This is a genomic window from Longimicrobium terrae (assembly GCF_014202995.1).
Lineage (GTDB): Bacteria > Gemmatimonadota > Gemmatimonadetes > Longimicrobiales > Longimicrobiaceae > Longimicrobium > Longimicrobium terrae.
In genome coordinates, this window is the sequence record NZ_JACHIA010000001.1 from 436,488 (window position 1) to 462,340 (window position 25,853).

The 25,853-nt window shown below is 69.9% G+C and carries 25 protein-coding genes; 7 read left to right on the forward strand and 18 right to left on the reverse strand.

Going from position 1 to position 25,853, the window contains the following annotated elements:
- Nucleotides 1-152: 152 nt before the first annotated feature.
- The 6 genes from HNQ61_RS01975 to HNQ61_RS02000 all read right to left on the reverse strand — a co-directional run bounded on the left by HNQ61_RS01975 (nt 153) and on the right by HNQ61_RS02000 (nt 4,412).
- Complete coding sequence (locus HNQ61_RS01975; RefSeq protein ID WP_170031161.1) at nt 153-935, reverse strand: hypothetical protein; 783 nt, start codon at nt 933-935, stop codon at nt 153-155.
- Between the two features lie 102 nt (nt 936-1,037).
- Nucleotides 1,038-1,820, reverse strand: coding sequence for a hypothetical protein (locus HNQ61_RS01980; protein WP_183685454.1), 783 nt, complete (start codon nt 1,818-1,820; stop codon nt 1,038-1,040).
- Complete coding sequence (locus HNQ61_RS01985; RefSeq protein ID WP_170031165.1) at nt 1,817-2,326, reverse strand: hypothetical protein; 510 nt, start codon at nt 2,324-2,326, stop codon at nt 1,817-1,819. The genes HNQ61_RS01980 and HNQ61_RS01985 overlap by 4 nt, the downstream gene beginning before the upstream one ends.
- Before the next feature lie 145 nt (nt 2,327-2,471).
- Complete coding sequence (locus HNQ61_RS01990; RefSeq protein ID WP_170031167.1) at nt 2,472-2,663, reverse strand: hypothetical protein; 192 nt, start codon at nt 2,661-2,663, stop codon at nt 2,472-2,474.
- A gap of 104 nt (nt 2,664-2,767) precedes the next feature.
- Nucleotides 2,768-3,511 carry a 3-keto-5-aminohexanoate cleavage protein gene (locus HNQ61_RS01995; RefSeq protein WP_170031169.1) on the reverse strand — a complete coding sequence of 248 codons (744 nt, stop codon included), beginning with the start codon at nt 3,509-3,511 and terminating at the stop codon, nt 2,768-2,770.
- A 94-nt stretch (nt 3,512-3,605) separates the two neighbouring features.
- A complete protein-coding gene (locus tag HNQ61_RS02000; protein WP_170031171.1) occupies nt 3,606-4,412 on the reverse strand; it encodes a hypothetical protein in 807 nt (268 codons plus the stop codon).
- Between the two features lie 304 nt (nt 4,413-4,716).
- Here HNQ61_RS02000 and HNQ61_RS02005 point away from each other — a divergent pair, with 304 nt between their 5' ends.
- Complete coding sequence (locus tag HNQ61_RS02005) at nt 4,717-4,890, forward strand: hypothetical protein (protein WP_170031173.1); 174 nt, start codon at nt 4,717-4,719, stop codon at nt 4,888-4,890.
- 81 nt (nt 4,891-4,971) lie between these two features.
- On the opposite strand, the gene gltB is transcribed toward HNQ61_RS02005, so the two are convergent.
- On the reverse strand, nt 4,972-9,342 hold the full coding sequence (gene gltB, locus HNQ61_RS02010; protein WP_183685452.1) for a glutamate synthase large subunit: 4,371 nt from the start codon (nt 9,340-9,342) through the stop codon (nt 4,972-4,974).
- Nucleotides 9,343-9,790: 448 nt separating this feature from the next.
- On the opposite strand from gltB, the gene HNQ61_RS02015 reads away from it, so the two are divergent.
- Together HNQ61_RS02015 and HNQ61_RS02020 are read left to right on the forward strand one after the other, a co-directional pair.
- Nucleotides 9,791-11,059: an ammonium transporter gene (locus HNQ61_RS02015; RefSeq protein ID WP_170031177.1), complete on the forward strand. Its 1,269-nt coding sequence runs from the start codon at nt 9,791-9,793 to the stop codon at nt 11,057-11,059.
- Between the two features lie 30 nt (nt 11,060-11,089).
- The gene (locus HNQ61_RS02020; RefSeq protein WP_170031179.1) at nt 11,090-11,455 is read left to right on the forward strand and encodes a P-II family nitrogen regulator; all 366 of its coding nucleotides are present in this window, start codon (nt 11,090-11,092) and stop codon (nt 11,453-11,455) included.
- 495 nt (nt 11,456-11,950) lie between these two features.
- On the opposite strand, the gene HNQ61_RS29785 is transcribed toward HNQ61_RS02020, so the two are convergent.
- The 3 genes from HNQ61_RS29785 to HNQ61_RS02035 form a co-directional block, all read right to left on the reverse strand.
- Entirely contained in the window at nt 11,951-12,283 is a 333-nt protein-coding gene (locus HNQ61_RS29785; RefSeq protein WP_420816048.1) for a type II toxin-antitoxin system RelE/ParE family toxin, read from the reverse strand.
- Nucleotides 12,244-12,459, reverse strand: coding sequence for an addiction module protein (locus HNQ61_RS02030; protein WP_170031183.1), 216 nt, complete (start codon nt 12,457-12,459; stop codon nt 12,244-12,246). The genes HNQ61_RS29785 and HNQ61_RS02030 overlap by 40 nt, the downstream gene beginning before the upstream one ends.
- A gap of 64 nt (nt 12,460-12,523) precedes the next feature.
- On the reverse strand, nt 12,524-14,032 hold the full coding sequence (locus tag HNQ61_RS02035) for an ABC1 kinase family protein (RefSeq protein WP_170031185.1): 1,509 nt from the start codon (nt 14,030-14,032) through the stop codon (nt 12,524-12,526).
- A gap of 375 nt (nt 14,033-14,407) precedes the next feature.
- Here HNQ61_RS02035 and HNQ61_RS02040 point away from each other — a divergent pair, with 375 nt between their 5' ends.
- The 3 genes from HNQ61_RS02040 to HNQ61_RS02050 all read left to right on the forward strand — a co-directional run bounded on the left by HNQ61_RS02040 (nt 14,408) and on the right by HNQ61_RS02050 (nt 18,017).
- Entirely contained in the window at nt 14,408-16,603 is a 2,196-nt protein-coding gene (locus HNQ61_RS02040; protein WP_170031187.1) for a tetratricopeptide repeat protein, read from the forward strand.
- Nucleotides 16,604-16,673: 70 nt separating this feature from the next.
- The gene (locus HNQ61_RS02045; RefSeq protein WP_170031189.1) at nt 16,674-17,663 is read left to right on the forward strand and encodes a polyprenyl synthetase family protein; all 990 of its coding nucleotides are present in this window, start codon (nt 16,674-16,676) and stop codon (nt 17,661-17,663) included.
- Nucleotides 17,664-17,741: 78 nt separating this feature from the next.
- Nucleotides 17,742-18,017 (forward strand): hypothetical protein, encoded by a 276-nt coding sequence (locus tag HNQ61_RS02050; RefSeq protein WP_170031191.1) that lies wholly within the window; start codon nt 17,742-17,744, stop codon nt 18,015-18,017.
- A 500-nt stretch (nt 18,018-18,517) separates the two neighbouring features.
- Here the strand turns inward: HNQ61_RS02050 and HNQ61_RS02055 are convergent, their stop codons facing one another.
- Entirely contained in the window at nt 18,518-19,438 is a 921-nt protein-coding gene (locus HNQ61_RS02055; RefSeq protein ID WP_170031193.1) for a DMT family transporter, read from the reverse strand.
- A gap of 251 nt (nt 19,439-19,689) precedes the next feature.
- Between HNQ61_RS02055 and HNQ61_RS02060 the strand changes: the two genes are divergently transcribed.
- Nucleotides 19,690-20,088 (forward strand): hypothetical protein, encoded by a 399-nt coding sequence (locus HNQ61_RS02060; RefSeq protein ID WP_170031194.1) that lies wholly within the window; start codon nt 19,690-19,692, stop codon nt 20,086-20,088.
- 149 nt (nt 20,089-20,237) lie between these two features.
- On the opposite strand, the gene HNQ61_RS02065 is transcribed toward HNQ61_RS02060, so the two are convergent.
- The 7 genes from HNQ61_RS02065 to coaE all read right to left on the reverse strand — a co-directional run bounded on the left by HNQ61_RS02065 (nt 20,238) and on the right by coaE (nt 25,831).
- Nucleotides 20,238-20,885, reverse strand: a complete 648-nt coding sequence (locus HNQ61_RS02065; protein ID WP_170031195.1) for a TetR/AcrR family transcriptional regulator — start codon at nt 20,883-20,885, stop codon at nt 20,238-20,240.
- Nucleotides 20,886-21,059: 174 nt separating this feature from the next.
- A complete protein-coding gene (locus HNQ61_RS02070; RefSeq protein WP_170031196.1) occupies nt 21,060-23,021 on the reverse strand; it encodes a pyridoxal phosphate-dependent decarboxylase family protein in 1,962 nt (653 codons plus the stop codon).
- 176 nt (nt 23,022-23,197) lie between these two features.
- Nucleotides 23,198-23,659: a hypothetical protein gene (locus HNQ61_RS02075; protein ID WP_170031197.1), complete on the reverse strand. Its 462-nt coding sequence runs from the start codon at nt 23,657-23,659 to the stop codon at nt 23,198-23,200.
- Between the two features lie 41 nt (nt 23,660-23,700).
- Nucleotides 23,701-24,165: a hypothetical protein gene (locus HNQ61_RS02080; protein ID WP_170031198.1), complete on the reverse strand. Its 465-nt coding sequence runs from the start codon at nt 24,163-24,165 to the stop codon at nt 23,701-23,703.
- Between the two features lie 220 nt (nt 24,166-24,385).
- Nucleotides 24,386-24,544 (reverse strand): hypothetical protein, encoded by a 159-nt coding sequence (locus tag HNQ61_RS02085; protein WP_170031199.1) that lies wholly within the window; start codon nt 24,542-24,544, stop codon nt 24,386-24,388.
- Nucleotides 24,544-25,230 carry a PHP-associated domain-containing protein gene (locus tag HNQ61_RS02090; protein WP_170031200.1) on the reverse strand — a complete coding sequence of 229 codons (687 nt, stop codon included), beginning with the start codon at nt 25,228-25,230 and terminating at the stop codon, nt 24,544-24,546. Before HNQ61_RS02090 ends, HNQ61_RS02085 begins: the two co-directional genes overlap by 1 nt.
- Nucleotides 25,223-25,831: a dephospho-CoA kinase gene (gene coaE, locus HNQ61_RS02095; protein ID WP_170031201.1), complete on the reverse strand. Its 609-nt coding sequence runs from the start codon at nt 25,829-25,831 to the stop codon at nt 25,223-25,225. The genes HNQ61_RS02090 and coaE overlap by 8 nt, the downstream gene beginning before the upstream one ends.
- Between the last annotated feature and the right edge of the window lie 22 nt (nt 25,832-25,853).

Sequence of the window (25,853 nt, forward strand, 5' to 3'; positions counted from 1 at the left end):
CATGATCGCTCGCGTGCACGGGCACGGCAAGCGGCCGGGCCGCACAATGCGGCCCGGCCGGCACATACGCGTGAATCGCTCCGCAAGTTGCAGCGGCGAAAGAAGTTGTGCTTCAGCGATCCGGCGGCGCCGAGTTCACGCCGGGCCCGGGGCTACCAGTATTCGCGCGGCCGGCGCCGCGGCGGGTCCAGGGAGACGGTCCAGCCGGGCCCATCTCCCAGCAGATCGCCATCGCGTCGGTAGACGCTGAACGTGTAGCGCTTTCCGGAGATGAACCGGACCGTTCCCCCGTACGACATGGGCGTGACGAACCGGTCCGGGAAGTGATTTCCCGCCACGCGCGGGTCGACCTGGACGGTGTAGCCGCTCGCGGGGATCACATCGACCATCTCGTCGCCGACCCAGTCGTACATCCTGAACTCCACCCCCGCCGGAAGCCGGGGGCTGGAAGCGGCGGCGTCCATTGTGGTCCGGAACACCCGCTCCGCATCCGCCAGCCACGCGCGCCGCGCCCGCGCTCCGGCGGCCAAGCCCGCCGCCAACAGCACGCCCGCGAGCAGGAGCATGTGCGCGGCCCGCACCGCGCCCGCCGGCGCAAGACCGATCCAGCGACCCCTCGCGTCGTCACGCCGCGCGCGGACGCGGATCCTCGCAACGAACGCCATCACGTTGAGCAGCGCCAGAATCATCACGAACCACACCGCCGCGCCGACGATGAGGATGATGTCGGCGCCCGGTCCGTTCGTGACGAGCCCGGCGGGAAACACGGCGAATTCCAGGAACCGGATCATGTACGGCGGCGGAACCGGCGGCTCGGGAACCCCGCAGATCGCGCAGAAGCACCAGTCCGTGATGATGCCGTAAACCACGATCGCCGCGCCGTTAATTGCCAGCGCGAGGATGAACGCGATCCATCGAAGCCACCGTTGGGTCATCGCGAGTCAAAAGAGGATGGAGGGCGGACCGTTGCGATCGGCGCTCGCTGCATGCGCGGTGCGGACGGGAGCCGCGCCGTCACGCGGGCTGGGGCGGACGTGCTACCACCGTGCGGGCGGCCTGGGCGGCGACTCCAGCCACACCGTCCACCCGGTGGCATCCCGGGGTGCGCTGGTATGGCCGCGAAAGACGCTGAACTCGTAGCGCTTCCCTGACTGGAACTGGATGATTCCGCCGTAGGAGAACGGCCTTACGAACCGGTCCAGAACGTGGTCGCCTGCTTCCGCCGGATCGACCTCCACCACAAACGCGCCCTCCGGTCGCCGATCCACGAGATTATCGCCCACCCACTCGTACATCGTGAACTCCACTCCGTCCGGTGCTTGGCGCCCGGCCGAGACGGCGCTGAGCGTGGCCGCGAGCACCCGTTCGGCTTCCGCCAGCCACGCATCGCGGGCCCGCGCGCCGGAGATGGCGGCGGGGACGATCATCAGGAGCGCGAGCACCGCCATGTGGCTGGCGCGCACGTCCTTCCACCGCGCGAGCCGGATGCGGCGATCTGTCGGCGTAGCGCCGGCGACCAGCCGCACCCTGAGCCGCGCGACCAGCGCCATCGCATGAAGCAGAACCAGGATCGCCACGAACCAGAACAGCAGGTTCAACCGGTAGATGAGCGTCAGGGGCGCATCGCGGAACAGATCCGAGGGGCTGGCGGCGAACTGGATGAAGTGGATGACGAACGGCGGCGGAATCGCGGGCTGGTTGCGCGTGCAGGGCTGGGAGAAATTCCAGTCCGTCATTGCGCCGTAGAGCAGCACCATCGCGAGGTGGATGGAAACCGCGGTGACGATGGCCATCCACGCGATCCGGCGCGGCGTGATCATGCCGGGTGGTCCAGCCGGGGGCGCCGGATGCGGAAGCGGTGGACGTCCGGCTCAGGCTCCATCACGCCCCCGATCCGCCGCGCAACGGCGCCCGCCATCAGCGCCCAGCACACGGACAGGAGCGTGTAGATGCCGATCCCGGTGCACAGGGAGAGCAGCGACGGCCCTTCTTCCACCCACAGCTTCTGAATCTGCATGCCGCCCGGCTCACCGGGAATTTCCTGAGGCACCCGGTCCAGAATCGCCGCGCAGATGAGGACGCCCACCCCGCCGAACGAGTGGGCGCGGGCCGCGTGCGCCGCCATCCATCCCGCCCACGGCTCGGGCGCACGGCGCGCGAATCGCGCCGCGGGCATGGTGTGGACGAACAGGACGGCGCACGCCATCACGCCGTACACAAGGACGTCCTGCCACGCCAGCGGAACATGGCAGAATGCGGCGGCGACACCCGGCAGCAGGAGCAGGACATAGCGGCTGGCGACGGCAAACGTGTACTCGTTCCCCATGTCGTGCTCCTCCGCAATCGGTGAGCGGCGCGCTTCCCGGCGGCGAGCACGCGGAAGATCGCGTCCTTACCGCCGGTATGGCTGTCTCGTGGATGCGGAGAACGCGGGCGCCGGGCGTTTTCTGTCCGGCGAGCGCGGCTGACGCTCAGAGGGATCGCGATGCGGGGGTGCGGCGAAGTAGAACCAGCGCCCACGCGCTGAGCCCGCCCGTCACCAGGGTGATGAGGAGGTAGACCGGATCGCGTGCAAGCGCCGCGGACTCCGCGACCATCCGCGACACGTGCGCCGCCACAATCAGCGCAAAGATGATCCCGGTGGTCAACACGTAGGTGCGCATGGTCAGGCCGTGGCTGGAGAGGAGGATGAAGGCGCGGATACAGAGAGGACGCGGCCGAGTCGGGCGGGCGGGAGTGGCTGCGGCGCCATCGTCCCGCCCGAAGCTCAGCCGCCGCGGACGGAGCACAGAGGAGACGAAAGGAGCGCGCGCGCGGCGAGGACCAAGGCGGCATTATCCGCAGCCGGGCTGCCGTCCATCAGATCGCGCGTATCCTCGAACCCGATGCGCATTCCCCACCCGCGCCCGCCCGCGTAGTTCAGCAACGGCCAGGCAGTCGCGTCTACGCCGTGAACCACCCGCGGCGCGGCTGCGCCGGCCCCGCTCAGAATCCCGTCGATGGCGGAAACCGTCGCGCGTGCGGCGTCCACGTCTTCCTCGCGCGGCTCGATCAGAATCCGCAGACAATGCGCGGACAGCCCGCTGGCGAGCAGCGCACGGGCGGCGTCCGCATCGGCCAGCCCCGCCTCCACGCCCACGCCGCGCGCCAGCAGAAGCTCCGCCAGTTCCGGCGAGCCCTCCTCATCAAAATTGACCGAGACAAAGTCCGGCAGCGCCGTCCACCCACGCGCCAGCCGCAGCCGCTCCGCCGGCGAGCCGACGATGGGCAGCCGCGACGTGACGCCCACCGGCGTTCCGGGGATGGATGCGCGCACCGCGGCCAGCGTACGGGCAAGTTCATCGCCCGCAAGCGTTTCCATGCCATCCTCGCCACGAACGTGCAGGTGGATGGCATCCGCGCCGGCCTGCACCGCGGCGCGCGCGTCCGCCGCGAGCTGCTGGGCGGTGATGGGCACGCGCGGGTGATACGCGGTGGATCGTGCGCCGTTCAGCGCCGCTTTCAGGAACATGATGGATCGAAGAGCGAGGTCAATCCGCCGACACACCGCGTCAAGCTGGCCCGCGCGGGTCCCGCGTGCAACGGTTCGGTCCGCCGGAGTCCGCCTACTCCGGCCACGCCGCCGGGGAGTCCGGCCCCGCGGCGGACGGCGTGTAGCGCAGTTCCAAGTCGCGCGCCTGCGTTTCCGGCCCGCCATCCAGCCGTACGATCTGCACCCGCGTGGAAGGGACGCCGCGGTATCCGCAGGCATGGGTCGGCGGACAGCGGGCCATCTCGCTTCCCCACGAAACGCTCGCCGGATGGCTGAGGACGGCGAGATCATCGAATCCCGCCAGCGTCCGCACATCCAGCACCATGCGCAACGTGCCGTACGGCGCGCGCCCGCCGCCCGCCGCGAGCGGGAAACGGTAGGCCATCACCCCGCCGCGCGGCGCGAGCGGCTGGTGGTAGCGGACCTGGACGCGCCGCTCACCACCGGCGGGAATGGGCGCGACCGGCACGTGGATGAGCGTCATCCCGCGATAGCCGGGGAGCCGAAGGCCGGGCCTCGCGCGGGCGAGACTGTCCAGCCGGTGCCGTGACGCCTCCGGCGCGGAGAACTCGTCGTACTGAACCGTCCGCACGCCGTCGAACACGGAGACGTGCAGGACGGTGGCGTCAGCCGGCAGGGGAACGAAGAGGTCCGCGCCAAGCATTTCGCCTGCTACATTGCGAAACACATGATCCACCGACGTCTGCGCCAGCGTGTCCCGCAGCGTGGCGAACACGCGGACGGAGTCGATAGGCACCCGCGCAGGGGCGCTCCGGCCGCCGGGGCAGGCGCGCTCGCACCCGGCGGAGATCAGGACGCCCTGGGCCGCCACCGGAGCGGCGGCCAGTGCCAGGGACACGAGCAGAAACGGGATGCGCATGGGGCGTCAGGCTGGAGGGACGCGGAACAGCACGGCCGTCGTACCGCCGTGGGCGCCGGGAGGTCCAGACCGGATTGCGACAGAAGTGGGACACGTTCCGGCCGCGACCGGCGACACCGGATCCGTCATCCACCGTTCCGTTCATCCGCAAATCACTGGCATGGGCGGCCCGCGGCGCCTGTGCCGCGCATGGCGCCCCGTTTGCACCTGATCTCTGTCTGATAAGGACAGCGTCGTTGGGATGGGAGCCCCGCCGTGAGGCCGCCGGGCGGACGCTGAGTCACACCGCTGGAGGGAGGACGCGATGGAAAAGCTCCGATTGGATGCCGATCTGCTGAGCGTGCAGTCGTTTCCCACGGCCGCCGCGCTCGCCGCCCACCGGGCAGCCGCGCCGGCCCGCGAGGCCGCCCCGCGCCGCAAGCCCGCGCACGCCGCCGAAGCCGCGTGTACCTGCTGGCCGTGCACCGGAGCCGCATAGAACGCCGGCCCATCTGCTACGAACGATCAAGGCCGCCCGGAACCATCCCGGGCGGCCTTGATCGTTCCCGTCCGGTTCGCGTCAGCGGAAGAACGCACCCGCGTCCGCGCTGGCCACCGCGGCCTCCGGCACGCCCGCCGCCACCGGCGACACGCGCCAGAACGTGCGCGAGACCATCCGCCAGTCATTCAACAGTGCGCCGGCGTGGCGGCTTCCGGTCAGCTCCTCGTGCTCGCGCACCCAGGCACGCAGCCGGTCCAGCTCCGCGCGCGACGGCCGCCGCAGCGTCACGGTGCCGGTGTTCACGCGGTCGGCGAACAGGGCGCGCGGGTCCAGCACGTACGCCGCGCCGCCCGTCATCCCCGCCGCGAAGTTCCACCCCGTGCGGCCCAGGACCACGACGGTGCCGCCCGTCATGTACTCGCAGCCGTGGTCGCCCACCCCCTCCACCACGGCCAGCGCGCCGGAGTTGCGCACCGCGAAGCGCTCCCCCGCCCGCCCCGCCGCGAACAGCCGCCCCGCCGTGGCCCCGTACAGCGCCACGTTGCCCAGGATGACGCTGCGCGACGGATCCCGCGCGGCCAGCCCGTCCGGGCGCAGCACCAGTTCGCCCCCGCACAGCCCCTTGCCGACATAGTCGTTCGCTTCGCCGATGAGCGTGAGCCGCGTTCCGTGCACGGCAAAGGCGCCAAACGACTGTCCCGCCGATCCCGTGAACGCCAGGTCGATGGACGGCGGCACCGGCAGGTCCAGGTCGCCCGCCAGCGCGCCAGCCAGCCCGGCGCCTACCGTCAGGTCGCCGTTGCGGATGCGGTACGAGGCGCGAAACGGATTGCCCGCGCGGATCGCCGCGAGCGCGTCCGCCGTGAAGCGCTCGTCCAGCGCGGGACGCGCATGCGGCCGCGGGTTGCGGGGCTGCGTGCAGCGGAGCTCATCCCCCTTGGGGACGGCGAGCATGCGCGACAGATCGATTCCCGCCGGCGCGCGCACCTGCCGCACCACGTCCACCCGCCCCACCGCGTCCTCCAGGCGGCGGAAACCGAGCCGTCCCAGCAGCGCCCGCACGTCTTCCGCCAAGTGAAGGAAGAAGGCGACCACCTGCTCCGGCGTCCCCCGAAAGCGCTCCCGCAGCTCCGGCGACTGCGTGGCGATTCCCGCCGGGCAGCTGTCCCGGTGGCACTGCCGCGCCATGTCGCACCCGATGGCCACCAGCGGCGCCGTGCCGAACCCGAACTCCTCCGCGCCCAGCAGCGCGGCCGCCACCACGTCGCGCGCCGTGCGCAGCCCGCCGTCCACACGCAGGCGGACACGGCCGCGCAATCCGTTGCGCACCAGAACCTGCTGCGCCTCCGCCAGCCCCAGCTCCCACGGCACGCCCGTGTACTTGATGCTGCTGATGGGCGACGCACCCGTGCCCCCCGCGTGCCCCGCGATGGCGATGTACTCCGCGTACGCTTTGGCCACCCCGGCCGCCACCGTGCCCACACCCGCCTGCGCGACGAGCTTGACGCCCACCGCCGCGCGCGGGTTGACGGCCTTGAGATCGTGAATGAGCTGCGCCAAGTCCTCGATGCTGTAGATGTCGTGGTGCGGCGGCGGGCTGATGAGCGGCACGCCGGGCTGCGCGTGGCGCAGGCGCGCGATCAGCTCCGTCACCTTCTGCCCGGGAAGCTGCCCGCCTTCGCCCGGCTTGGCGCCCTGCGCGATCTTGATTTCCAGCTCCTCCGCGCGGGCCAGGTACTGCGTCGTCACCCCGAAGCGGCCCGACGCTACCTGCTTTACGCGGCTGTCCAGCCGGTCGCCGCCCCCGGCGCGGTACCACGCCGGATCTTCGCCGCCCTCGCCGGAGTTGGAGCGCGCGCCCAGGCGGTTCATCCCCACGGTGATGGCCTGGTGCGCCTCCGGGGAAAGCGCGCCCAGCGACATGGCGCTGCTCACGAAGCGCCGGACGATTTCCGTCGCGGGCTCCACCTCGTCCAGCGGCACCTCCGGCCCCGCGGGGAGAAAATCCAGCAGATCGCGAAGCTGACGCGGCGCGCCGTCCGTGGCCAGCCGCTGCAGTTCCTCCCACGCGCCGCGGTCCGGCGTGCCCTGCCCGGCGCCGCGGGCGCTCCCGGAAGCGCGCTGCAGGGCGCGGACGGCGGGCGGGCTCCACGCGTGGTGCTCCGCGTCGTCGCCGCGGCGAAAGCGGACGCGGCCGGGATCGCCCAGGTCCGGCTCATCCTCCGCGAAAGCCGCCACCGCGCGCGCCGCCGCATCCGCCCCGAACGCACCGAAGCCGACACCCGCGATGCGCGACGGCATCCCGCGGAAGCACGCGTCCACCACCTCGTCCGCCAGGCCCAGCGCCTCGAACATCTGCCCGCCGCGGTAGCTGGCCACGGTGGATATGCCCATGCGCGACATCACCTTGCGCAGCCCGGTCTCCAGCGCGTCGATCACCCGCCCCTCCGCACCGGGGACGCCCGTCGCCAGCGCGCACTCCAGCGCCATCCACGGATGCACCACCGTCGCGCCGCAGCCGATGAGCACGGCCACCGCGTGCACGTCCCAGCAGTCGCCCGCCTCCGCCACGATGCCGGCGCGCGTCCGCAGCCCCGTCCGCACCAGCCGGTGGTGCGCGGCTCCGACGGCGAGGGCCAGCGGGACCGCCGGACGCTCCGCCCCCACGCCGCGGTCCGTCATCACCAGCAGCCCCGCGCCGCCACGCACCGCACGTTCCGCCTCGTCCGCGAGGGCGGCGACGCGCGTCTGAAGCCCGTCACGGACGGAAAAGGTGCAGTCGATTTCCGCCACGCGGACGAGGTCCTGCGCACGCAGCGCCGCCATCGTTCCGCGGTCCAGAAGGGGCGAGGCGAGCTCGAACAGGCGCGTGCGCTCCGCCTCGTCAAAGAGCGAGGGGCGCGGGCCGAGCCAGGTGCGCAGCGACATCACCCGCTTTTCGCGCAGCGGGTCGATGGGCGGATTGGTGACCTGCGCAAACCGCTGCCGCAGAAAGGCATGCACGGGGCGGGGCACGCGCGAGAGCGGCGGTACGGGCGTGTCGTCGCCCATGGACCAGATCGCCTCGGCGCCCGCGTCCCACATGGGCATCAGGATGAACTGCAGGTCCTCGCGCGTGATGCCGAACGCGCGCTGCATCCGGCTCAGCGCGTCCAGCCCGAGCGGCGGCGCACCCTCCGAAGCCGCCAGCGGAACGGCGGACCAGCGCGGGGCGGCGTGGTCGCGCGCCAGCCCGTGCTTGATCTCGTCGTCGCGCAGAATGCGGCCGGCGTCCACGTCCACCAGGAGCATCTGCCCCGGTCCGAGCCGGCCTTTTTCCACGACGTGGTGAGGGTCCAGCGGCACGGCGCCCGCCTCGGAACCGGCGATCACCAGCCCGTCGTCGGTGATGTGGTAGCGGCAGGGGCGCAGGCCGTTGCGGTCCAGCGCGGCACCGACGCGTCCGCCATCACAGAAGACGACAGCGGCGGGCCCATCCCACGGCTCCAGCAGCGGCGCGTGGGCGTGAAAGAAGGCGCGCACTTCTGGCGGCAACTCATCCCCCGTCTCCTCCCACGCGGGAGTGACGAGCATGCTGAGCGAATGCGCCGCGCCGCGGCCATTGCGGGCGAGCAGTTCCAGCGCGGCGTCCAGCGCGGCGGAGTCGGACCCGTCCGCGGGGAGCAGCGGATGCAGTTCCGCCGGCAGTTCCGCCTGGCGTACGTCCATCCACGCGCGGTTGGACCACAGCGTATTGATTTCACCGTTATGCGCCAGCATGCGGAAAGGCTGCGCCAGGTTCCACGACGGCAGCGAGTTGGTGGCGTAGCGCTGGTGATAGACGGCGACGGCCGTCTGGTACAGCGGATCGGCGAGATCGGGATAGAAATCGGCGAGCGCGTGCGCGGCGGAAAGCGCCTTGTAGACCACGGTCCGCGACGAAAGCGAGCAGACGTATCCCGGAGCGCCGGAGCGCTCGAACGCCTTGCGGGCCAGGTACAGCCGCCGCTCCAGATCCGCCACGTCCGGCCCATCCACCACGACCAGCGCCTGCACGATGCGCGGCAGTTCCGTCCGCGCGCGTTCCCCCAGCGCGCCGGGATCGACCGGCACGGCGCGCCACGCGGCGGCGCGCAGCCCCTGCTTGGCGAGCGCGGTCTCCAGCGCCCGTTCCGCGAGCCCGTCCGCGTCGGCGAACAGCATCCCAAGCGCGATCTCGTCCGTGTCGTCAAGGGAAAGCCCGAGCGCCGCCGCCTCGCGGGCCAGGAGCGCGCGGGGAATCTGCGTCATCACCCCCGCGCCGTCGCCGCTGCTGCCGTCCGCGGAGGTCGCGCCGCGGTGCTCCAGCGAGGCGAGCGCGCCCAGCGCCATGCGCAGAATGTCGTGCCCCGGGTGGCCGGAAACGCGGGCCACGAACCCCACGCCGCAGGCGTCGTGCTCAAACCGCGGCTCGTACAGCGATGTATGCATGGGCCTTCTCCCAGGTACGTCGGGCGCCGCGCCGACCGCGCCGCGCATCCGTGCTCCCCCGCCCCCTCCGCCGGCCCGATCCGCATCCACGCTCGCGGACAGCCAGCCCTGTTGCATATTTATTCACGCGATCACCATCCGTCAACCATCACGAACCCTCATCTCTCATCCACCGCAATCCTGCTACAAATTCGCGACATCACACGTGAGCCTCACCGCCTGATCCACCCGGCCGATTACAATCATCTCCAGCCGTTTTGAATCGTATGGGGACAGGTCACCTGAATCATTATGCACTAAGGTAGAACAAATCCCTAGAACGTTGCCGAAATCGCAGATTTCCGCGATTGATCATCTTACAATGTTGCGCCAGGAACGCTGATTGCTTAATAATCCAATGCATACTTGCGAATAGCCAATCCCACTCCGCACCCGAACAGCCAGTACGATGATTCTTCAGGTGGACGCGGCCGCGCCGGGAGCCATCAGCGCCGGCGACACCGCGTGGCTGCTGGTGTCGACGGCGCTGGTGCTGCTGATGACGCCGGCGCTGGGGTTCTTTTACGGCGGGCTGGTGCGCAGCAAGAACATGCTCAACACGCTGATGATGAGCTTCGCCTCGCTGGGCGTGGTGACGGTGGCGTGGGCGGCGGTCGGCTTTTCCCTCGCGTTCGCGCCGGGAAATGAGTGGATCGGTGGGCTGGGGCACGCGTTCCTGATGGGCGTGGGCGTGGAGGGCGGCGCGTGGGGGCCCACGCCGCACCTGCTGTACGCGGCGTACCAGGGAAGCTTCGCCATCATCACCGCGGCGCTCATTTCCGGCGCGGTGGTGGAGCGGATGCGCTTTGGCCCCTACCTGTCGTTCATCTTTCTGTGGAGCATCGCCGTGTACGCACCCGTGGCGCGATGGGTGTGGGGCGGCGGCTGGCTGGGGACGCTGGGCGCGCTGGACTTCGCGGGAGGAACGGTGGTGCACATCAACGCGGCGGTCGCCGCCGTGGTGGCGGCACTGGTGGTGGGAAGCCGGCGCGACTACGGCCGCGCGGCGCTGCTGCCGCACAACGTGAGCTTCGTGCTGCTGGGGACGGGGCTGCTGTGGTTCGGCTGGTTCGGCTTCAACGGCGGGAGCGCGCTGGCGGCAAACGGCACGGCCGCGCTCGCCTTCGTCAACACGCTGCTGGCGCCGGCGGCCACGCTGGTGTGCTGGATGCTGCTGGACGCGTTCCGCGAGCGGAAGATCACCGCCGTCGGCGCCGCGACGGGGATTGTGGTGGGCCTCGTGGGCATCACGCCCGCGGCGGGATTCGTGAGTCCGGCGAGCGCGATGGCCCTGGGCGCGCTCGTCGCTTTTCCCAGCTACTTCGCCATCCTGCACCGCCCGCGCACCCGGCTTGACGACTCGCTGGACGTGTTCGCCGCGCACGGGCTGGGCGGAATTACCGGCGCGCTGCTGGTGGGCGTGTTTGCGCAGAAGGCGTGGGGCGGCAAGGAAGGGCTGCTCTTTGGCAACCCGGGCCAGCTGTGGACGCAGGTGGTGGCCGTGGTGGCGTCGGCCGCGTACAGCGCGCTGGCGACGTGGATTCTGCTCAAGCTGATCGGGCTGGTGACGCCGCTGCGCCGTCCGGACCACGAGGAGGCGCGCGGGATGGACCTGATGCAGCACGGAGAAGAGGCGTACAGCCGCGGCGAGGGCGCCGTGCTGGTGCAGCCGCGATGATCACCCGCACGACGATCTGAGGGAACGACCATGAAGCTGATCATCGCCATCATCCGCTCCGAGCGGCTGAGCGAGGTGCTGGAGGCGCTGTATCGCGCGGACGTGCGCGGACTTACCGTTTCGCCCGTGCGCGGCCACGGCGGCGAGGTGGAGCAGGTGGAGACGTATCGCGGAACGCGCGTGAAGGTGGATCTGCAGGACAAGATGCGGCTGGAGATCGGCGTGTCCGAGCCGTTCGTGGAGGCGACCGTGCACGCGATTCTGGAGAGCGCGCGCACGGGGCAGGTGGGGGATGGAAAGGTGTTCGTGCTGCCGGTGGAAGCCGTGTACCGCATCCGCACCGGCGAGCGCGACGAGGCCGCCGTCACGCCGCAGCCGTTGGACGGGCACCTCTGAACGGGCACCTCTGAACGGACGAGGGTGGAGGGATTGAGGCGCGGGTTGCGGAGTTCACGGGCGGCCCCCACCCGGGCCGGCACCACCGGCCCACCCTCCCCCAAAAAAGACTGGGGGAGGGTTGGGGCGGGCGGGTTCGGTGCGGGTAGCGGAGATTGTCGGATGAGCGAGGTGGGTTGAGCGAATGAATCGGCCGCTCAAAAAGCGGAAAGCCCCGACACCGGCCGCTGGCGCGTCCGGTTCGGGGCTTCAACTGCATTCGAGGGCCGGGACGAACCCGCCGCCGCAGTCCGCGCAGGCGGACTTCGTGTTTTTCGAGGCGCGGTTTCAATCGCCGGACGGAACCCCGCCGCGCACCTCGATTCTTTCCTCCAGGCCGATCTGGGGTGTGCTCCCTCTCCCACATCCGTTCGTGGGAGAGGGTCGTCGTGCGGAGCACGCGGGGTGAGGGCCACAGCCGGCGTGACGAGCAGGGCTGCCCCCATGGCACGACGACTACAACCGCCTTCTCCAGCGGCGAGGGCTCCGTCGCATGTGATTACAGGCTACAACATCGATGAACGCTGGTTCCGTCACGTAAAAGATCGCGTACGGGAATCGTCGGAGCAGCACCCGGCGAGCCCGCCGGTACTGCTCCGGATACAGTTCCGGGTTGTCCCCTACCGCAGTCAGCGCTTCTACCAGCGCTTCTAGAAACCGCCGTCCAAGACCGGGAAGTTGCCGCTCGTACCAGACGAACGCGGCAGCTACGTCGTCCTCCGCCTCGGGCCGGAGGAGCACCAGCCGTTTCACTCCGCGGCGAGAAGACGAGCGACGACCTCTTGCCACGGACGGCCGACACCAGGATTCGCAGCTTGCGCATCAAGTCGGCGATCCAACTCTTCCCGCTGCTCACCAGTCAAGGACAGGTTGTCCGCATCGGCGGCGATGCTGTCCCAGATCTCTTCCACCAACTGGATTCGCTCTGCCATACTCAGCTCCAGGATGCCAGGAAACTTGTTCATATGGACACCATAACTGGACTGAGAGTTCGCGTCAAGAGTGTAAGCAGAGAAGAAAAACACCCAGCTATTCCGCGCCGATTGGCAAGCTCACGTATTCCGTCATCGGCGCGACCGCGGGCACCGGCGCGGCGGGCTGCGGACGGGCGGGACCGCGCAGCGCGGCAAACACGCCGGGAATCCGCGACGCCAGCACGCCGATCAGCTCCCGCCCCGCGTTGCCCACCACGCGCGTCACGTCACGCGCCAGCAGGCCCAGGACGAACGCCATGTCCTCCGACTCGCCCTCCGCCGGGCCCAGGGCGCGCAGCAGCGCCGAGCGGTGCCGCATCAGCATGGGCGTCACGTAGCGCACGGGGTTGAAGTTGGGCACGTGCCGCGCCCCCAGCCCCTCGATCAGCGCCACCGCCCGCCCGAAGTACGTCATCTCCCCCGTCAGCACCACGGGCCAGTCGTACAGCAGCTGCATCACCTCATCCGCCAGCGCGCGCTGCATCTCCGCCAGCTCGGCGCCGCGCTGCGTCATCTCCAGAATCACGCTGACCAGGCGGCGGATCGTCTCGCGGTCCGTGTCCGGCTCCACGATGCCGAGGTTGAAGAAGCCCTCCACCACCCGGTCCGCGTCCCCGCGCACGGCGGCCAGCGCGGTGTGGACGAGGTGGCGGCGCATCTCCGGATCCACCTCGATCACCATCCCGAAATCCAGCAGCACCAGCGCGCCGTCGTCGCGCACCAGCAGGTTGCCGGGGTGCGGATCCGCGTGAAAGATCCCGTCCACCAGCATCATCTGGATGTACGCCTCGACTACGGCGGATACGACGCCCTCGGGATTCACCGTTCCCGCGCGCACCAGCGGCTCGATGGCGTCCACCCGCGTCCCCTGCACGAACTCCAGCACCAGCGCGCGGCGGTGCACCATTCCGTCGATGACCCGCGGCACGATGACGCGCGGATTGCGCGCGAACCGCTCGCCGATGGAGCGCGCGTACGCCGCTTCCTTGCGAAAGTCCATCTCGTCCGCGATGCGCCGCTCGAACTCGTCCAGCGCCACGTGAATGCCGCGCACCTGCGGATGCGTCCAGAAGCGCTCGACGATGGACAGCACCCGGCGCACGAAGCGCGTGTCGTGCTCCACGACGGCCTCCACGCCCGGCCGCAGCACCTTGACCACGACGTCCTCGCCGCCGAAGCGGGCGCGGTACACCTGGCCCAGCGAACCGGCGGCCAGCGGCACCCGGTCGAAGTCCTGAAACACCTCGTCCACCGGCGCGCCATACGCGGCGATCAGCTCGCGCTCGATCTCCGCGAAGGGGACGAAGGGGACGCGGTCCGTGAGCGCGCTCAGCGCGTCCAGGTACGGCTCGGGCACCACGTCCGGCCGCGCGGCGAACACCTGGCCGATCTTGACGAAGGTGGGGCCCAGCTTGGGAATGGTGCGCGCCAGCCGCTCCGCGCGGCGAAGGTGGTACGCCGCGCTCCGGCGCACGGGGCGCCCCCAGAACAGAAACCGCCGCCGGTCCACGCCAAAGGAAAGCGCGAAGGGCAGCAGCCGGAAGATCAGAAAAAGCGTGCGCATGGCTCGCGGAAAGTGCCGGAAAAGCGGGGCAGGCGCAGGGCGTTCGCCCGCGCCTGCCTGTGCCGCCGTCCCATACCCTGCTGCCGGGGCGGAGTTCGGAATCCGCCCGTCTGCCACGGCTCATGCCCGCAGCAAACAGGGCCATCCGCCGGGCACGCAATCACGCATGCACAGTCGTGTCCGCATCCGGTTTGGGATGGATGACGAGACGCCCGTACGATGTTCGGCGTAAGTCCGCGCCCCGCCGAACGATGGGCGAAAACCACGCGTCCCGGCGGATTGCGGGCGCGGGGGCGTGCAGCCCCAAGCCTTGTACGCACTTAGGGCGCGGGCTATCTTCTTTGCTCCCCAGCCTGACCGTCTCCACGCGATTTCATGGCGAACGCAGCAGCATCAAAGCTTCGGGACCAGGCCCGCGCCGCGGAGAACAAGGACAACTGGCGCGAGGCGGCCAACCTGTATCGCCAGGTTCTGGAGGAGTCGCCCGCCGAAGAGGTGGACATCGCCCTCTGGAACCGCGTGGGCGACCTGCACCTGCGCGTCAACGAGACGGACCGCGCGGTGGAGGCGTACGAGCACGCCGTGAACGCGTACACGGACTCGGGGCTCTACAACAACGCCATCGCGCTCTGCCGCAAGATCCTGCGCGCCGTTCCCGGCCGCGCGGCCATCTACCACCGCCTGGGCCAGATCAGCGCCGCCGCCGGCTTCGTGGCCGACGCGCGCCAGAACTTTCTGGAATACGCCGAGCGGATGAAGCGCGCCGGCCGCCCCGACGATTCGTTCGAGGCGCTGCGCGAGTTCGCCGACCTGTCGCAGGACGTGGAAGTCCGCCGCCTGCTGGCAGACCAGCTGCTGAGCCACGGCAAGAGCGCCGAGGCGGTGGAGCAGATGCGCATCCTCCTGGGCGCCGCCGAGCAGCGTGGGGACGAGGATTCGGCCGCGCACATCCGCGACCAGATCCGCGCCATCGATCCCGAGGCGGACGTTTCGCCGCTGCTGCGCGACCGCACCACCGCCGTGGACGAGTTCCGCCACGCGCTGCACGACGGCACCCGGCTGGAGCCGCTGGTGGCCGGCCTGTCGCACGGGGCCGGGGTGGCCGCCGTGGCCGGCCTGGAGCCGACGTCGGTGGTGGACGCGCCGCTGGCCGGGCTGGAATCCACCGCGCTCGACACGGCGGATTCCGCGCGCGGCGGCGTGGACACGGGCGGGCTGCAGATCGAGCACACCTCGCTGGATCTGCCGGAGTTCGCCGGCGGGATGGACGCGGACGACCTGGGCAGCGACCTGCTGGACGCCGAGGACCGCGCCAGCCGGCTGGACGCGGGGGAGACAGGCGAGGCCCCGCGCTTCGGTCACGAGGAGGACGAAAGCCTGTACGACCTCCCCGCGATGGACGGGGATGACGGGCTGCTGGACGAGGATGAGGACGGCGGCGAGCTGCCGCTGATGGACTTTGGCGAGGGCTCCGCCGGCACGGACCTGCCGCTCCTGAGCTTCGGCGACGAGCCGCCCGCGCCCCGCGCGCCGGAGCCGGTGGACCCGCTGCCGCAGCTGCGCGAGCAGGTGGCCGCCGCCCCGGCGGACGCGGATGCCCGCGACGCGCTGGTGCGCGAACTGCGCGCCCGCGGACTGGGGCACGAGGTGGACGAGGTGCTGGAGAACGCCCACCGTGCGCTGGCCGCGCAGGGGATGTACCTGGAGGCGGTGGCGCCCATCACCGCGCTCATCGGCCTGCGCCCGGGCGATCCGCTGCTGCTGCAGAAGCGGGTGGAGTACGCCTTCCGCAGCGGCCGCCCGGAGCCGCAGGTGGAAGCCTACCTGGGCCTCGCCCGGCACATGGCCGCGACGGGAAGCGCCATCAAGGCTGCGGCCGTCTTTCGCCGCGTGCTGGAACTGGACCCGCACAACGTGGAGGCCCGCCAGGGCGCCGCGGCGGCCGGTCCTCCGCTCGCCGCGCCCGCCGCCATCCCCGCCCCGCCGCCTCCCGCGCCCGTGGCCCCGCCCCGGCCCGCAGCCCCGCCCGCGCCGGAGTACGTGGACCTGGGCGCCCTCATCATGGACGAGGAAGAGGGCGAGCCCACCACGCGCTTCATCGTGGAGGAGCGGGAGCCCAGCGGCGACGAGGACCGCGACTTCAGCGAGATGCTGGCGAGCTTCCGGCAGAAGGTGGCCGAGAACATCGAGGTGGAGGACAGCGCCAGCCACTACGACCTGGGCGTGGCCTTCATGGAGATGGGGCTGGTGGACGAGGCCATCGCCGAGTTCCAGGTGGCGCTGCGCGGCGGCAGCAACCCGCTGGCCACTCTGGAGGTGCTGGGCCAGTGCTTCGTGGACAAGCAGCAGTACGCCGTGGCCGGCCGCGTGCTGGACCGGGCGCTCAAGCTGCCCACCTCCGCGGACGGCGACCTGGTAGGCGTGCTGTACCTGCTGGGCCGCATCCAGGAGTCCACCGGGCGCCCCGAGCACGCGCTGGAGTACTACGAGCGCGTGGTGTCGGTCGACATCCGCTTTCGCGACACCTCGGCGCGAGTAGAGCGCCTGCGCCGCGAGCGGGGCGCGGCGTGAGTTTGACGCCGCCGCGCCGGGCGGGTACGTTTCCGCCAAATCACACACGCAACCGTCCCAGCCGGACCGCATGAGCGCGCGCACCGCCGTCCCCCACCTTGCCGACATCCAGGGTCCCATTCAGGGGCGCCTGGATGCCGTCGTCGACGAAATCCGGCGCATCGTGGTGTCGGACTTCGCCCCGGTGGAAACGGTCAACGAGTACCTGATGAAGATCCGGGGCAAGCTGTTCCGCCCCGGGCTGATGCTGCTGTGCGACGAGCTGAACGGCGCGCCCACGCCGCACGCCGAAACGCTTGCCGCCATCATCGAGCTCGTTCACCTGGCCACGCTGGTGCACGACGACGCGGTGGACCACTCGGTGCTGCGCCGCGGCATGCCCACGGTGAACGCGCTGTGGAGCCACCAGGTCGCCATCATCATGGGCGACTACCTGTACTCGCGCTCCATCAGCGAAATCACGCGGCTGGGCAACATCGAGTACATCCAGGTCATTGCCGAAGCCGCCACCGCCATGACGGTGGGCGAGATGCGCCAGCTTTCGTCGCACGACGCGCTGGACTTCAGCGAGGCGGACTACAACCGGCTGATCGAGGCCAAGACCGCGTCGCTGATGGCCGCGGCGTGCGAGCTGGGCGCGCTTACGGGCGCGCCGGAGCACCGCGACCGGCTGCGCACCTTCGGGCACGAGCTGGGGATGGCGTTTCAGGTGGCGGACGACCTGCTGGACTACACGGCGGACTCGGCGGTCACGGGCAAGCCCACGGGGCTGGACCTGCGCGAGCACAAGGTGACGCTCCCGCTGATCCACGCCCTGCCGCTGTTCTCCGCGCAGGAGCGGGCGCGGGTGGATGCGCTGTTCGCCGATCCGGAGCCCAGCGACGAGTCCATCGCCGAGGTGGTGCGGGCCGTGCGCGACCGCGGCGGGCTGGATTTCGCGCACGGGCGCGCGCTGGAGTACGCGCAGCGCGCCGAGCGGGCGCTGGAAGGGCTGCCGGAAGGACCCGCGCTGGAAGCGCTTCGGGCGGGCATCGTATACGCCATTGAACGGCGTCGCTGACGCGGGGGCACTGCTCTTGCCTGCGTCCCGCGTCGATACCGCGGGGTTCCATCTGACTTAACGGGTTGGGGAGGGGAGATGAGCGTCGCCACACGCCGTCGCGCGGGCCGGGTGCTCGTGGTGGTGCTGATAGGCCTGCTGCTGGGAGCGCTGCTTTCGGAGCTGGCCGTCCGCTTCATGCCGGACAGCGCCGCGCGCCGGTTCTTTACCACTTCGGTGGCGGCGGCCTTCGGCCCGCTGGTAATCGATCTGGTCGCGGTGGGAATGACCCTGGGGCCGCTGGTGCTGCGGCTGGACTTTCTGAGCGTGCTCGGCGTTCTCGTCGTGGCGCTTGCCGTGCGCACCTGGCTCTGAGGTCCTGACCGGCCCAGGCACAACGAACGGGCCCTCCGTCGCATTCGTGCGGCGGAGGGCTTTTCGTGTACTGCCAGGGAATAGGGAATAGGGAACAGGTGGTTCGGTGCGGAGGGGCTGGTGGAGTGGTGCCCGCTGCTCCACGCGGCCCGGGTCATCCGGGCGGCAGGATGCCGTTCGAGCCTGTGCGTGCCCAACGAATGCGGAGCCGGAGCCCAAGGCGGCAGAGAGCGTATCCCGGCGAGAATTGCACGGCCCTGAAACGCACCTCGAAAGACGCGGTGTCGGCTGCGCAGACCGCTCCGGACCCGTTCAGCGCGCCCCGGATCAGCAACGCCCCGCATCCGGCGACCGGACCCGGGGCGTTCATGTTCATCAGACGCCCGGCCAACGCGCACCACAACCCGCCCGCCCCCAACCCACCTATTCCCCATTCCCCATTCCCCATTCCCCATTCCCCATTCCCTATTCCCTATTCCCCATTCCCCATTCCCTGCCCTTCACCCTTCCTGCCCCGCCGCCGACACCGCCGCCGCGCTCTCCCTCCGCTTCGCCAGCTGCCCGGCGCGGATGGCTACGGCCACCCCCGCAAAGATCAGCACCGCCGCCGGAATCATCCGCGCAGACGCGTGCTCCTTGAGGATCATGCTCGCCAGCGCCGCCGTCAGCATCGGCTGCAGGTAGACGAAGGTGCTCACCAGGCTGGCCTCGGCGCGGGCCAGCGCCCACACGTTCAGGTAGTACGCCGCCACGCTCGGAAACAGGATGATCCACCCCATCGCCAGCCACGTGTCGCGCCCGGCGCCGCCCACCTCGCGCAGCGCCGGCCCCAGCCCCCACGGCAGCATCCCGATCACGCCAAAGCCGAACACCCACGTGATCACCGTGAGCGCGTTGTAGCGGCGCAGCAGATCGCGCGAAATCACCAGGTAGATGCTGTACGCCGCCACGTTGGCCAGCGCCAACACGTTGCCCAGCGCGCGCCCCTCGCTCACCCCCACGCCCACCAGCAGCAGCGCCCCCGCCGCCGCCAGCGCGATCCCCGCCCACTTCATGGGCGTCGCCGTCTCGTGCCGCAGGACGATGGCGATCAGCAGCGTCATGGCCGGCCCCGCGGTCACCAGCGTCTGCGCGGCCGTGGCCGTCGTCATCGTGAGCGCGGTAATGTACAGCAGCTGGTTGAGGATGACGCCAAAGAGCGAATAGACGGCCAGCAGGGCGATGTCGCGCCGGCCGCGCACCTTTTCGCGCACGGTGGCCTGGTGAATGAGGATGAACAGCAGCGCGGCGCCGCTCACCCGGATGAGCGCCAGCGACGGGCTGCTGAGCTCGCGCAGCGCCACCTTCACGGCGATGGGGAGCGTGGCGAAGAACACCTGCACCAGCACCAGCGCAACGTAGACGGAAGATCGGGACGACAAGGCGGTTTAATCAGCGCGGCGGAAAGAAATCTCCGGCCCGCCGTGGTGGCGCGGGCCGGAGTCCGGGTGCATCCAGCGATCCCGATTGGAGCAGGAGAATACACCGGCGCGCCTCTCCGTTCCATCACTCCCCTTAGCCGCATGTACGCGCGGTGGCGGCTCGCGGGGCTGTCCAGACCGGGCGCCCGGGCTTATCTTTGCCGCGCGCTGTGGGACCCTCAGCAAGCCAGAAACCACGTCGGGAGGCACGGATGAGCGAGACGCACGAGCACAACCACGATCAGGAGCACGACCACGAGCACACGACCGAAGACGGCTTCGGCGTCGCCCTCGGGTTCCGCATCTTCGAGGTCGATGGCGAGCTGTACATGGCCGAGGCCGAAATTTCGTCCTACGTGGACGATCCCAACGCCTTGGGCGCCACGCTGGTTTTCCATGCCCTCTCGGCGCTGGACCCCACCTCGCCCCCGGACGAGGACGACGAGGATGATTCGGGCTGGCGCATCGACATCGACGATGAGCTGACCCGCGACGAGACGGGCGCTTCGCGCGACCAGTTCCAGGCCATCCTGCGCCAGCTGGCCAGCCTGGGCGACGCCGAATTGCGCCAGTACCTGCAGGCGGCCCGCGAGGAGCAGGACGAGGAGTAGTTTTCCGTCTTCTGCGGATGACGAAAAGCGGGGGCGAGCAGATGATGCTCGCCCCCGCTTTCGTTCATCCACCGAACGGATTGGATCACGCAGAGCAGCAGAGCGGGAATGCTGTTCTCTGCTCCTCTGCTGCTCTGCGTGAGACTCTTCTATTCCGCGCCGTCCGCGCCGGACGGGGCGGGATCGCCGCCGTAGCGCAGGCCGTCGATCAGCAGGTCCACCATGCGCTGGCTGTGGTCCACGCCCACATCGTTGCCGGACTGGCACAGGTTGCCCACCGCGCGCAGCAGGTCTCCGGGCTCAAATCCGGAGCGCACCTCGCCGGCGGCCGTGGCGGCGTTCAGCAGCGATTCCAGCGCGGGCCCCAGCCGCTGCTGAAAGTACGCGGGCAGCGCATCGAACGCCGGGTCGCCCGAGTGCAGCGACGCGGCCAGCCCGCGCTTGGTGGCGATGAAGGCGCTGTACCGCCGCAGCCAGTGCGCCAGCGCCTCGCCCGGCCCGTGCTCGGCCGCCAGGTCGGTGGCCGCCGCGGCGCACGCGTCCACCTCGCGGCGGAACACGGCGGCGACCAGGTCCGACCGCTGCGGAAAGTGCCGGTACACGGTGCCCACGCCCACCCCGGCGCGCGTGGCGATCTCCCGCACCGGCGCGTCCACGCCGGAGGTGGCGAACACCGCCTTGGCCGCCTCCAGCAGCATGTCGATGTTGCGCCGCGCGTCGGCGCGCACCGGGCGCGCGGCGTGCGGCCGCGTCTCCGGCGCGTCCCCCGCCTCAGCTGTCTTCGGATCCCCGCTCATGCTGCTCCTCACCCCGACTGCTCTAAAAATCCGGCCCGTTCCGCACCGCCCCGGTGGATAATACCCCGTCACCCCGATACCGACCACCCGCCCGTGATCGTCGTCCGTCTACCGCGAGATGGCGGAACGGCGCTCATCGGATGAACGGTTCCCGCCATCCCGCGCACGCAGAGATCAGGGACGGACGGCCAGCTCCTGCTCGAACACCGTCCGCAGCGTGCGTGCGAACCCGCCGATGAAGTCCACGTTGCCGCGCCCGCTGGCCAGAAACGGATCCATCACCGTGCAGCGGATGACGGCGACCGCGCCGGCGCGGTGGTAGTCCTCGCGGCTGAAGCCCAGCGACTCCACTGTCGGCATCGCGGAATCGCCGTACTCCGGCTGCCGCAGCTCCGTCTTGGTGACGAAGTAGTCCAGCGTGCGCGCCGACCGGGCGTCGCTCACGCTCATGGCGCCGTAGATGCGGCTGACGAAGTCGTTGGTGTCCTCCAGCGTCGCCAGCGTGGGATGGCCCACGGCGAAGCAGACGATGTTCATGTCCGGCGTGGGGAGCGGAACCACGCGGAACTCGCCCCAGTCCCCGGCGGAGAGCCGGCGGTGCAGCACCAGCGCGCCACGCGCCGTTTCGCCGATCAGCTTGCCGTAGCCGCGCGCGTCCAGCGGCAGCGCCTTGTGCGACATCCACACCGAAGCCGCCGCCGCGCCCGGCTTGCTGCCTTCGAAGATGAAGCGGCCGATGTACCCCCACTCGGAGGCGCCGCGGTGGAACAGGTACGGCGCCTCCACTGCCACCAGGTCGCGCGAACGCCCGTCCCGGAACGACACCGCGCCGGCGGGATAAGGGATGAACCCCAGCTTGTGCGGATCGATGGTGACGGAATCCGTCCGTTCCATGGCGCACAGGCCGTTGTACACGCCCTCCTCCGGCCACACCTCGGGCGAGTAGTCGCGCAGCACCTCTTCGTACACGCGCCGCGAGCCGTCGGGGTTGCGGGTGAGCGAGGCCGCGTAGCCACCCCACGCCGCGTCCGCGTGCAGGTAGAAGCCGATCCCCAGCTCGCGAGCCAAGCGGTCGCGAACGTCGGCGATCTGGTCCAGCCGGTCCACCGCGCTCTCCTCCGTCGTGCCGATGACGGACACGCAGGCGATCACCGGCTGCTTCTTTTCCGCCCGTGTGCGCAGCGTGTCTTCCAGCGCGGACGGATCCATCCGGAACCGCTTGTCCACCGGGACGTGGATGAGCTGCGCGCCGCCGATCCCCAGCGAACGGCAGATCTTTTCCCACGAATAGTGCGCGGTCGACGGAACGAGGACGACGGCGGGACCCAGCGCGTCGCCGTACACCTGCGCCAGCCGACGGCCGAACTCCTGGTAGCCCATCCCTTCCAGCGAATGCGCGGCCATGGCGTGAACCGCCTGGTACGCATCGCCCACGCGATCGCGGAAGGCGGCTGCCAGGTCCAGCGCATCCGCCGGCGCCACGTTCAGAAGCCGCCACAGGTCCAGCTCGTCCAGCCCGGCCGCGGTGCCGTCGGGGAGACGGACGGACAGGTTCTTCATCTCCATCTGCTCCGCCGCCCAGCGCACGGCGACGGGGAGGTACTTGACGTTGCGCGCGACCCACAGCGCCTCGTAGTTGGCCACCGTGCCGCCGCTGGTAAGGTGCCCCCAGTGGCGGCTGGGCTCGTAGCCGATCATGCGGGCGAGCTGGGCGGCCACCTCCAGCTCCATGCGCGTGGTGACCGGGCTGGCCTCCGACGCCACGTTGTTGGGGTTGTACAGCATGGTGGCGAAGTAGCCGATCATGCTGGCCATCGTCAGGTCCGACGTCATGTGGCCGATGTAGCGCGGGCTGAAGAACGGAACGCCCGCCTTCAGTTCGCCCAGCAGCCCCATCAGCTCCTGCGACAGCGTGGAGATGGAGTTTTCGTAGCCCGGCTGGTGCTTTTCCGATTCCACCACGCGGAAGCCGTCTTCCGGGTGGTAGTTGCGGCGCCAGAACACGTGGTCGCGAAACGCCTCCAGCAGCAGCCGTTCAAAGACGTCGGCGTTTTCGCCCTTGGGGCCCAGAAACACGGACGCGAGGTCCAGCGGGGCCTCGCGCCGGGAGTACGGCGAGTTGTCGTAGTCGCTCATTGGATGTCCATCCAGGCGTGCGTCACGCGCGGCTGCGCGTGGACGGACAAGATGCCACGCCGGAAGAACCCGCGCAAAGCCGCGCTCCAGGCGCGATGTCCATGGACGCGCAACGCGGCTTCCCTGTCGTGAGGAAGCCGCGAGGGTCGATCATCAGCCAGCACGTCTGACGTGGATCACATCAAGGTCGCAAGCAGGACATTCATCTGTGCGTCACGCACGCGGAACGGCGTGCGGTACAACGCGATTTCGTCGGGGCCGGTGACGATATAGAACACCTCGAAGTAGTAGCCCCCAAGCTCGTACATCATGTGCCGCCACGGCGCATGCGTCAGTTCTGGGGAACGCACCTCACTCCGGAATCGCTGACAGGCAACGGAATCCCGCGTATCAGTCAGCAGGCGCAGACCCGCCGGATCCAGGTGCGCCACCCCTGCTTGAGTCGCGAGTTCCGGGAGTTCCTCAAAGAAGAACCGTACCGCCTCGCGCGGCTGGTCGGCGTCGCCCGATGGGCAGACGGTCTGCCCGCGAGCGGGCGCCGTGAATCCGAGGGCAAGTGGAATCGCGATGACCAGCAACCCCGCCCGAATCCGGGAGAGCTTCTGAATGTCAGGATTCGCAGGGCCAGACGTGCGCATCGAGAAATCGCGACGAAACAGTGAAGCGTTGAAGCCGGAGATCAGATCGTGCTCCCGAAGAGCACTCTCATCTGCGAGTCGCGCACTCTGAACGGAGTCTGGTAGAGAAGAATGTCGTCAGGGTCGGCGACCATGTAGAACACCTCAAAGTAGTAGCCGCCGAGTTCGTACATCATGTGCCGCCAAGGCGGCTGGCGCAGTTCCGGGGAATAGACCTCCGCTCGAAACCGCTGGCACGCAGCCGCGTCGGTAGCGTCGACCAGCACGCGCAAACCTGACGTATCCATCTGCGGCACACCGGCTTGGAGCGCCACATCGGGCCGCTCCTCAAAGAAGAAGGCCACGGCACCACGCGCGATTTCGTGATCGTTCCCCGACGGACAGACCGACTGTGCCGCAGTAGCCTGTACCGAAACAAGGGTGAGGATCAACGCCAGACCAACTACACACCAAGGCCTCCTGGCAGCATCCCTGTGATCAATAGCCACAGCGTTCATGCCGATCATCTCTGCCTCCCGCGCGAGTGCCTTTGGAGAACTCCGAAATTCCATTCGCATCAGCAAAAAACCAATAGCCCCTCCCGGACTGCTGTCTTTCGAGTATCGTGTCGGGACGGTTGTCACACCGTGGAATGACAAAAACGGAGACGCAGAGGCGGACGGATGGAACCTGTCTCGCTCTGCGCCTCCGCGGCTCTGCGTGAAGCTTGTCCGTCCAGCCGGCGGATCAGCCGCCGGTCTTGGGGCCGTTGGGGCCGGTGTTGTCCTGCTTGGCGGTGTCGGACACCACGGGGTCCGGCTGCCCGGCGGAGGGCGGCTTTCCTTCCTCGGAACTGCCGCACGCCGCGGCGGTGCACAGAACCATCAGCACGATCAGCTTCCTCATCATTCCTCCTCGCGGTTGCCGGCGCCGGGAAGCATCTTCCGGACCTTGGCATACGTGCTGTACGCCGCCACCACGGGCGATGACACGCCGCGCGCCCCGATGCGCCCCGCCCGCAGCGCCGCCAGAAACGACTCGCGGTCGTGCGTGAACGGCGGCACCTCCACGTACGCCGTCCCGATCTCCCCCGCCGTGTGCCCGTCGCTGCCGGCGCCCAGCAGCTTGCCGCGCGCCCGCGCCCACGCCTCGCCGCGTTCGTTGACGCCCGCGGCCCAGGTGCGGGCGTTGTGCGCCTCCACCACGTCGATCAGGTCGATGACGGCGTCCAGCCGCTCCCCTGCCCCGCGGCGGCGCACATCGAACGGGTGCGGCGCGTAGACGACGCCGCCCTGCGCCAGGATCTGCTCGCACGCCTGCCGCAGCGGCGTTCCGCGCGCGATCGGCTCGGTGAGAAAGATGCCGATCAGGTCCGGCCCTTCCGCCGTGCGCACTTCCTCCCCCGCGATCACGCGGTCCGGCGCGCGGGCGGCCAGGCGCAGCGCCGCATCCAGCCGGTCGTGATCGGTAATGACGACGCGGTCGATTCCCCGCGCCGCCATGGCCTCCAGGATGGCGTCCGGCTCGGTGAGCGAATCGGACGAGGCGCGCGTGTGAACGTGCATGTCCACGCGCAGCAGGCGTTCAGACACGCGCGGCGCGGGAGCTCAGGTCCGCCCACACCTCGCGCGCGCGGCACTCCAGGTTGGCGAGCGAGCCCGTGTTCTCGATCACCATGTCGGCGCGGGCGCGCTTGAGCTCCGCCGGCATCTGCGCGCTGATCATCCGCCGCGCCTCGTCCGCGTCCATCCCGCGATCGGTCACCATCCGCGCCAGCCGCACCTCTTCCGGCGCGTCCACCAGCACCACGACGTCAAAGTCCTCCACCATCCCCGTCTCGAACAGCAGCGGGATGTCGGCGACGACGACGGATTCGCCGCGGCGCTCCGCCTCGCGGTAGTGGTCGTCGCGCAGCGCGGCGACGGCGGGATGAACGATCCCTTCCAGCCGCGCCCGCGCCTCCGGATCGGCAAAGACGATCTTGCGCAGCGCCGCGCGGTCCAATGCGCCGCCCTCTTCCAGCACCCACGCCCCCCACTCCGCGGCGATGGCCGAATGCGCGGGGGTGCCCGGCTCCACCACCATCCGCGCCAGCTGGTCCGCATCCACCACCGTGGCGCCCATCTCCCGCCACGTCTGCGCGACGGTGGATTTTCCGGCCGCGATGTTTCCCGTCAATCCTACTTTGAGCATATCATCCGTGTCGCAAAACGGT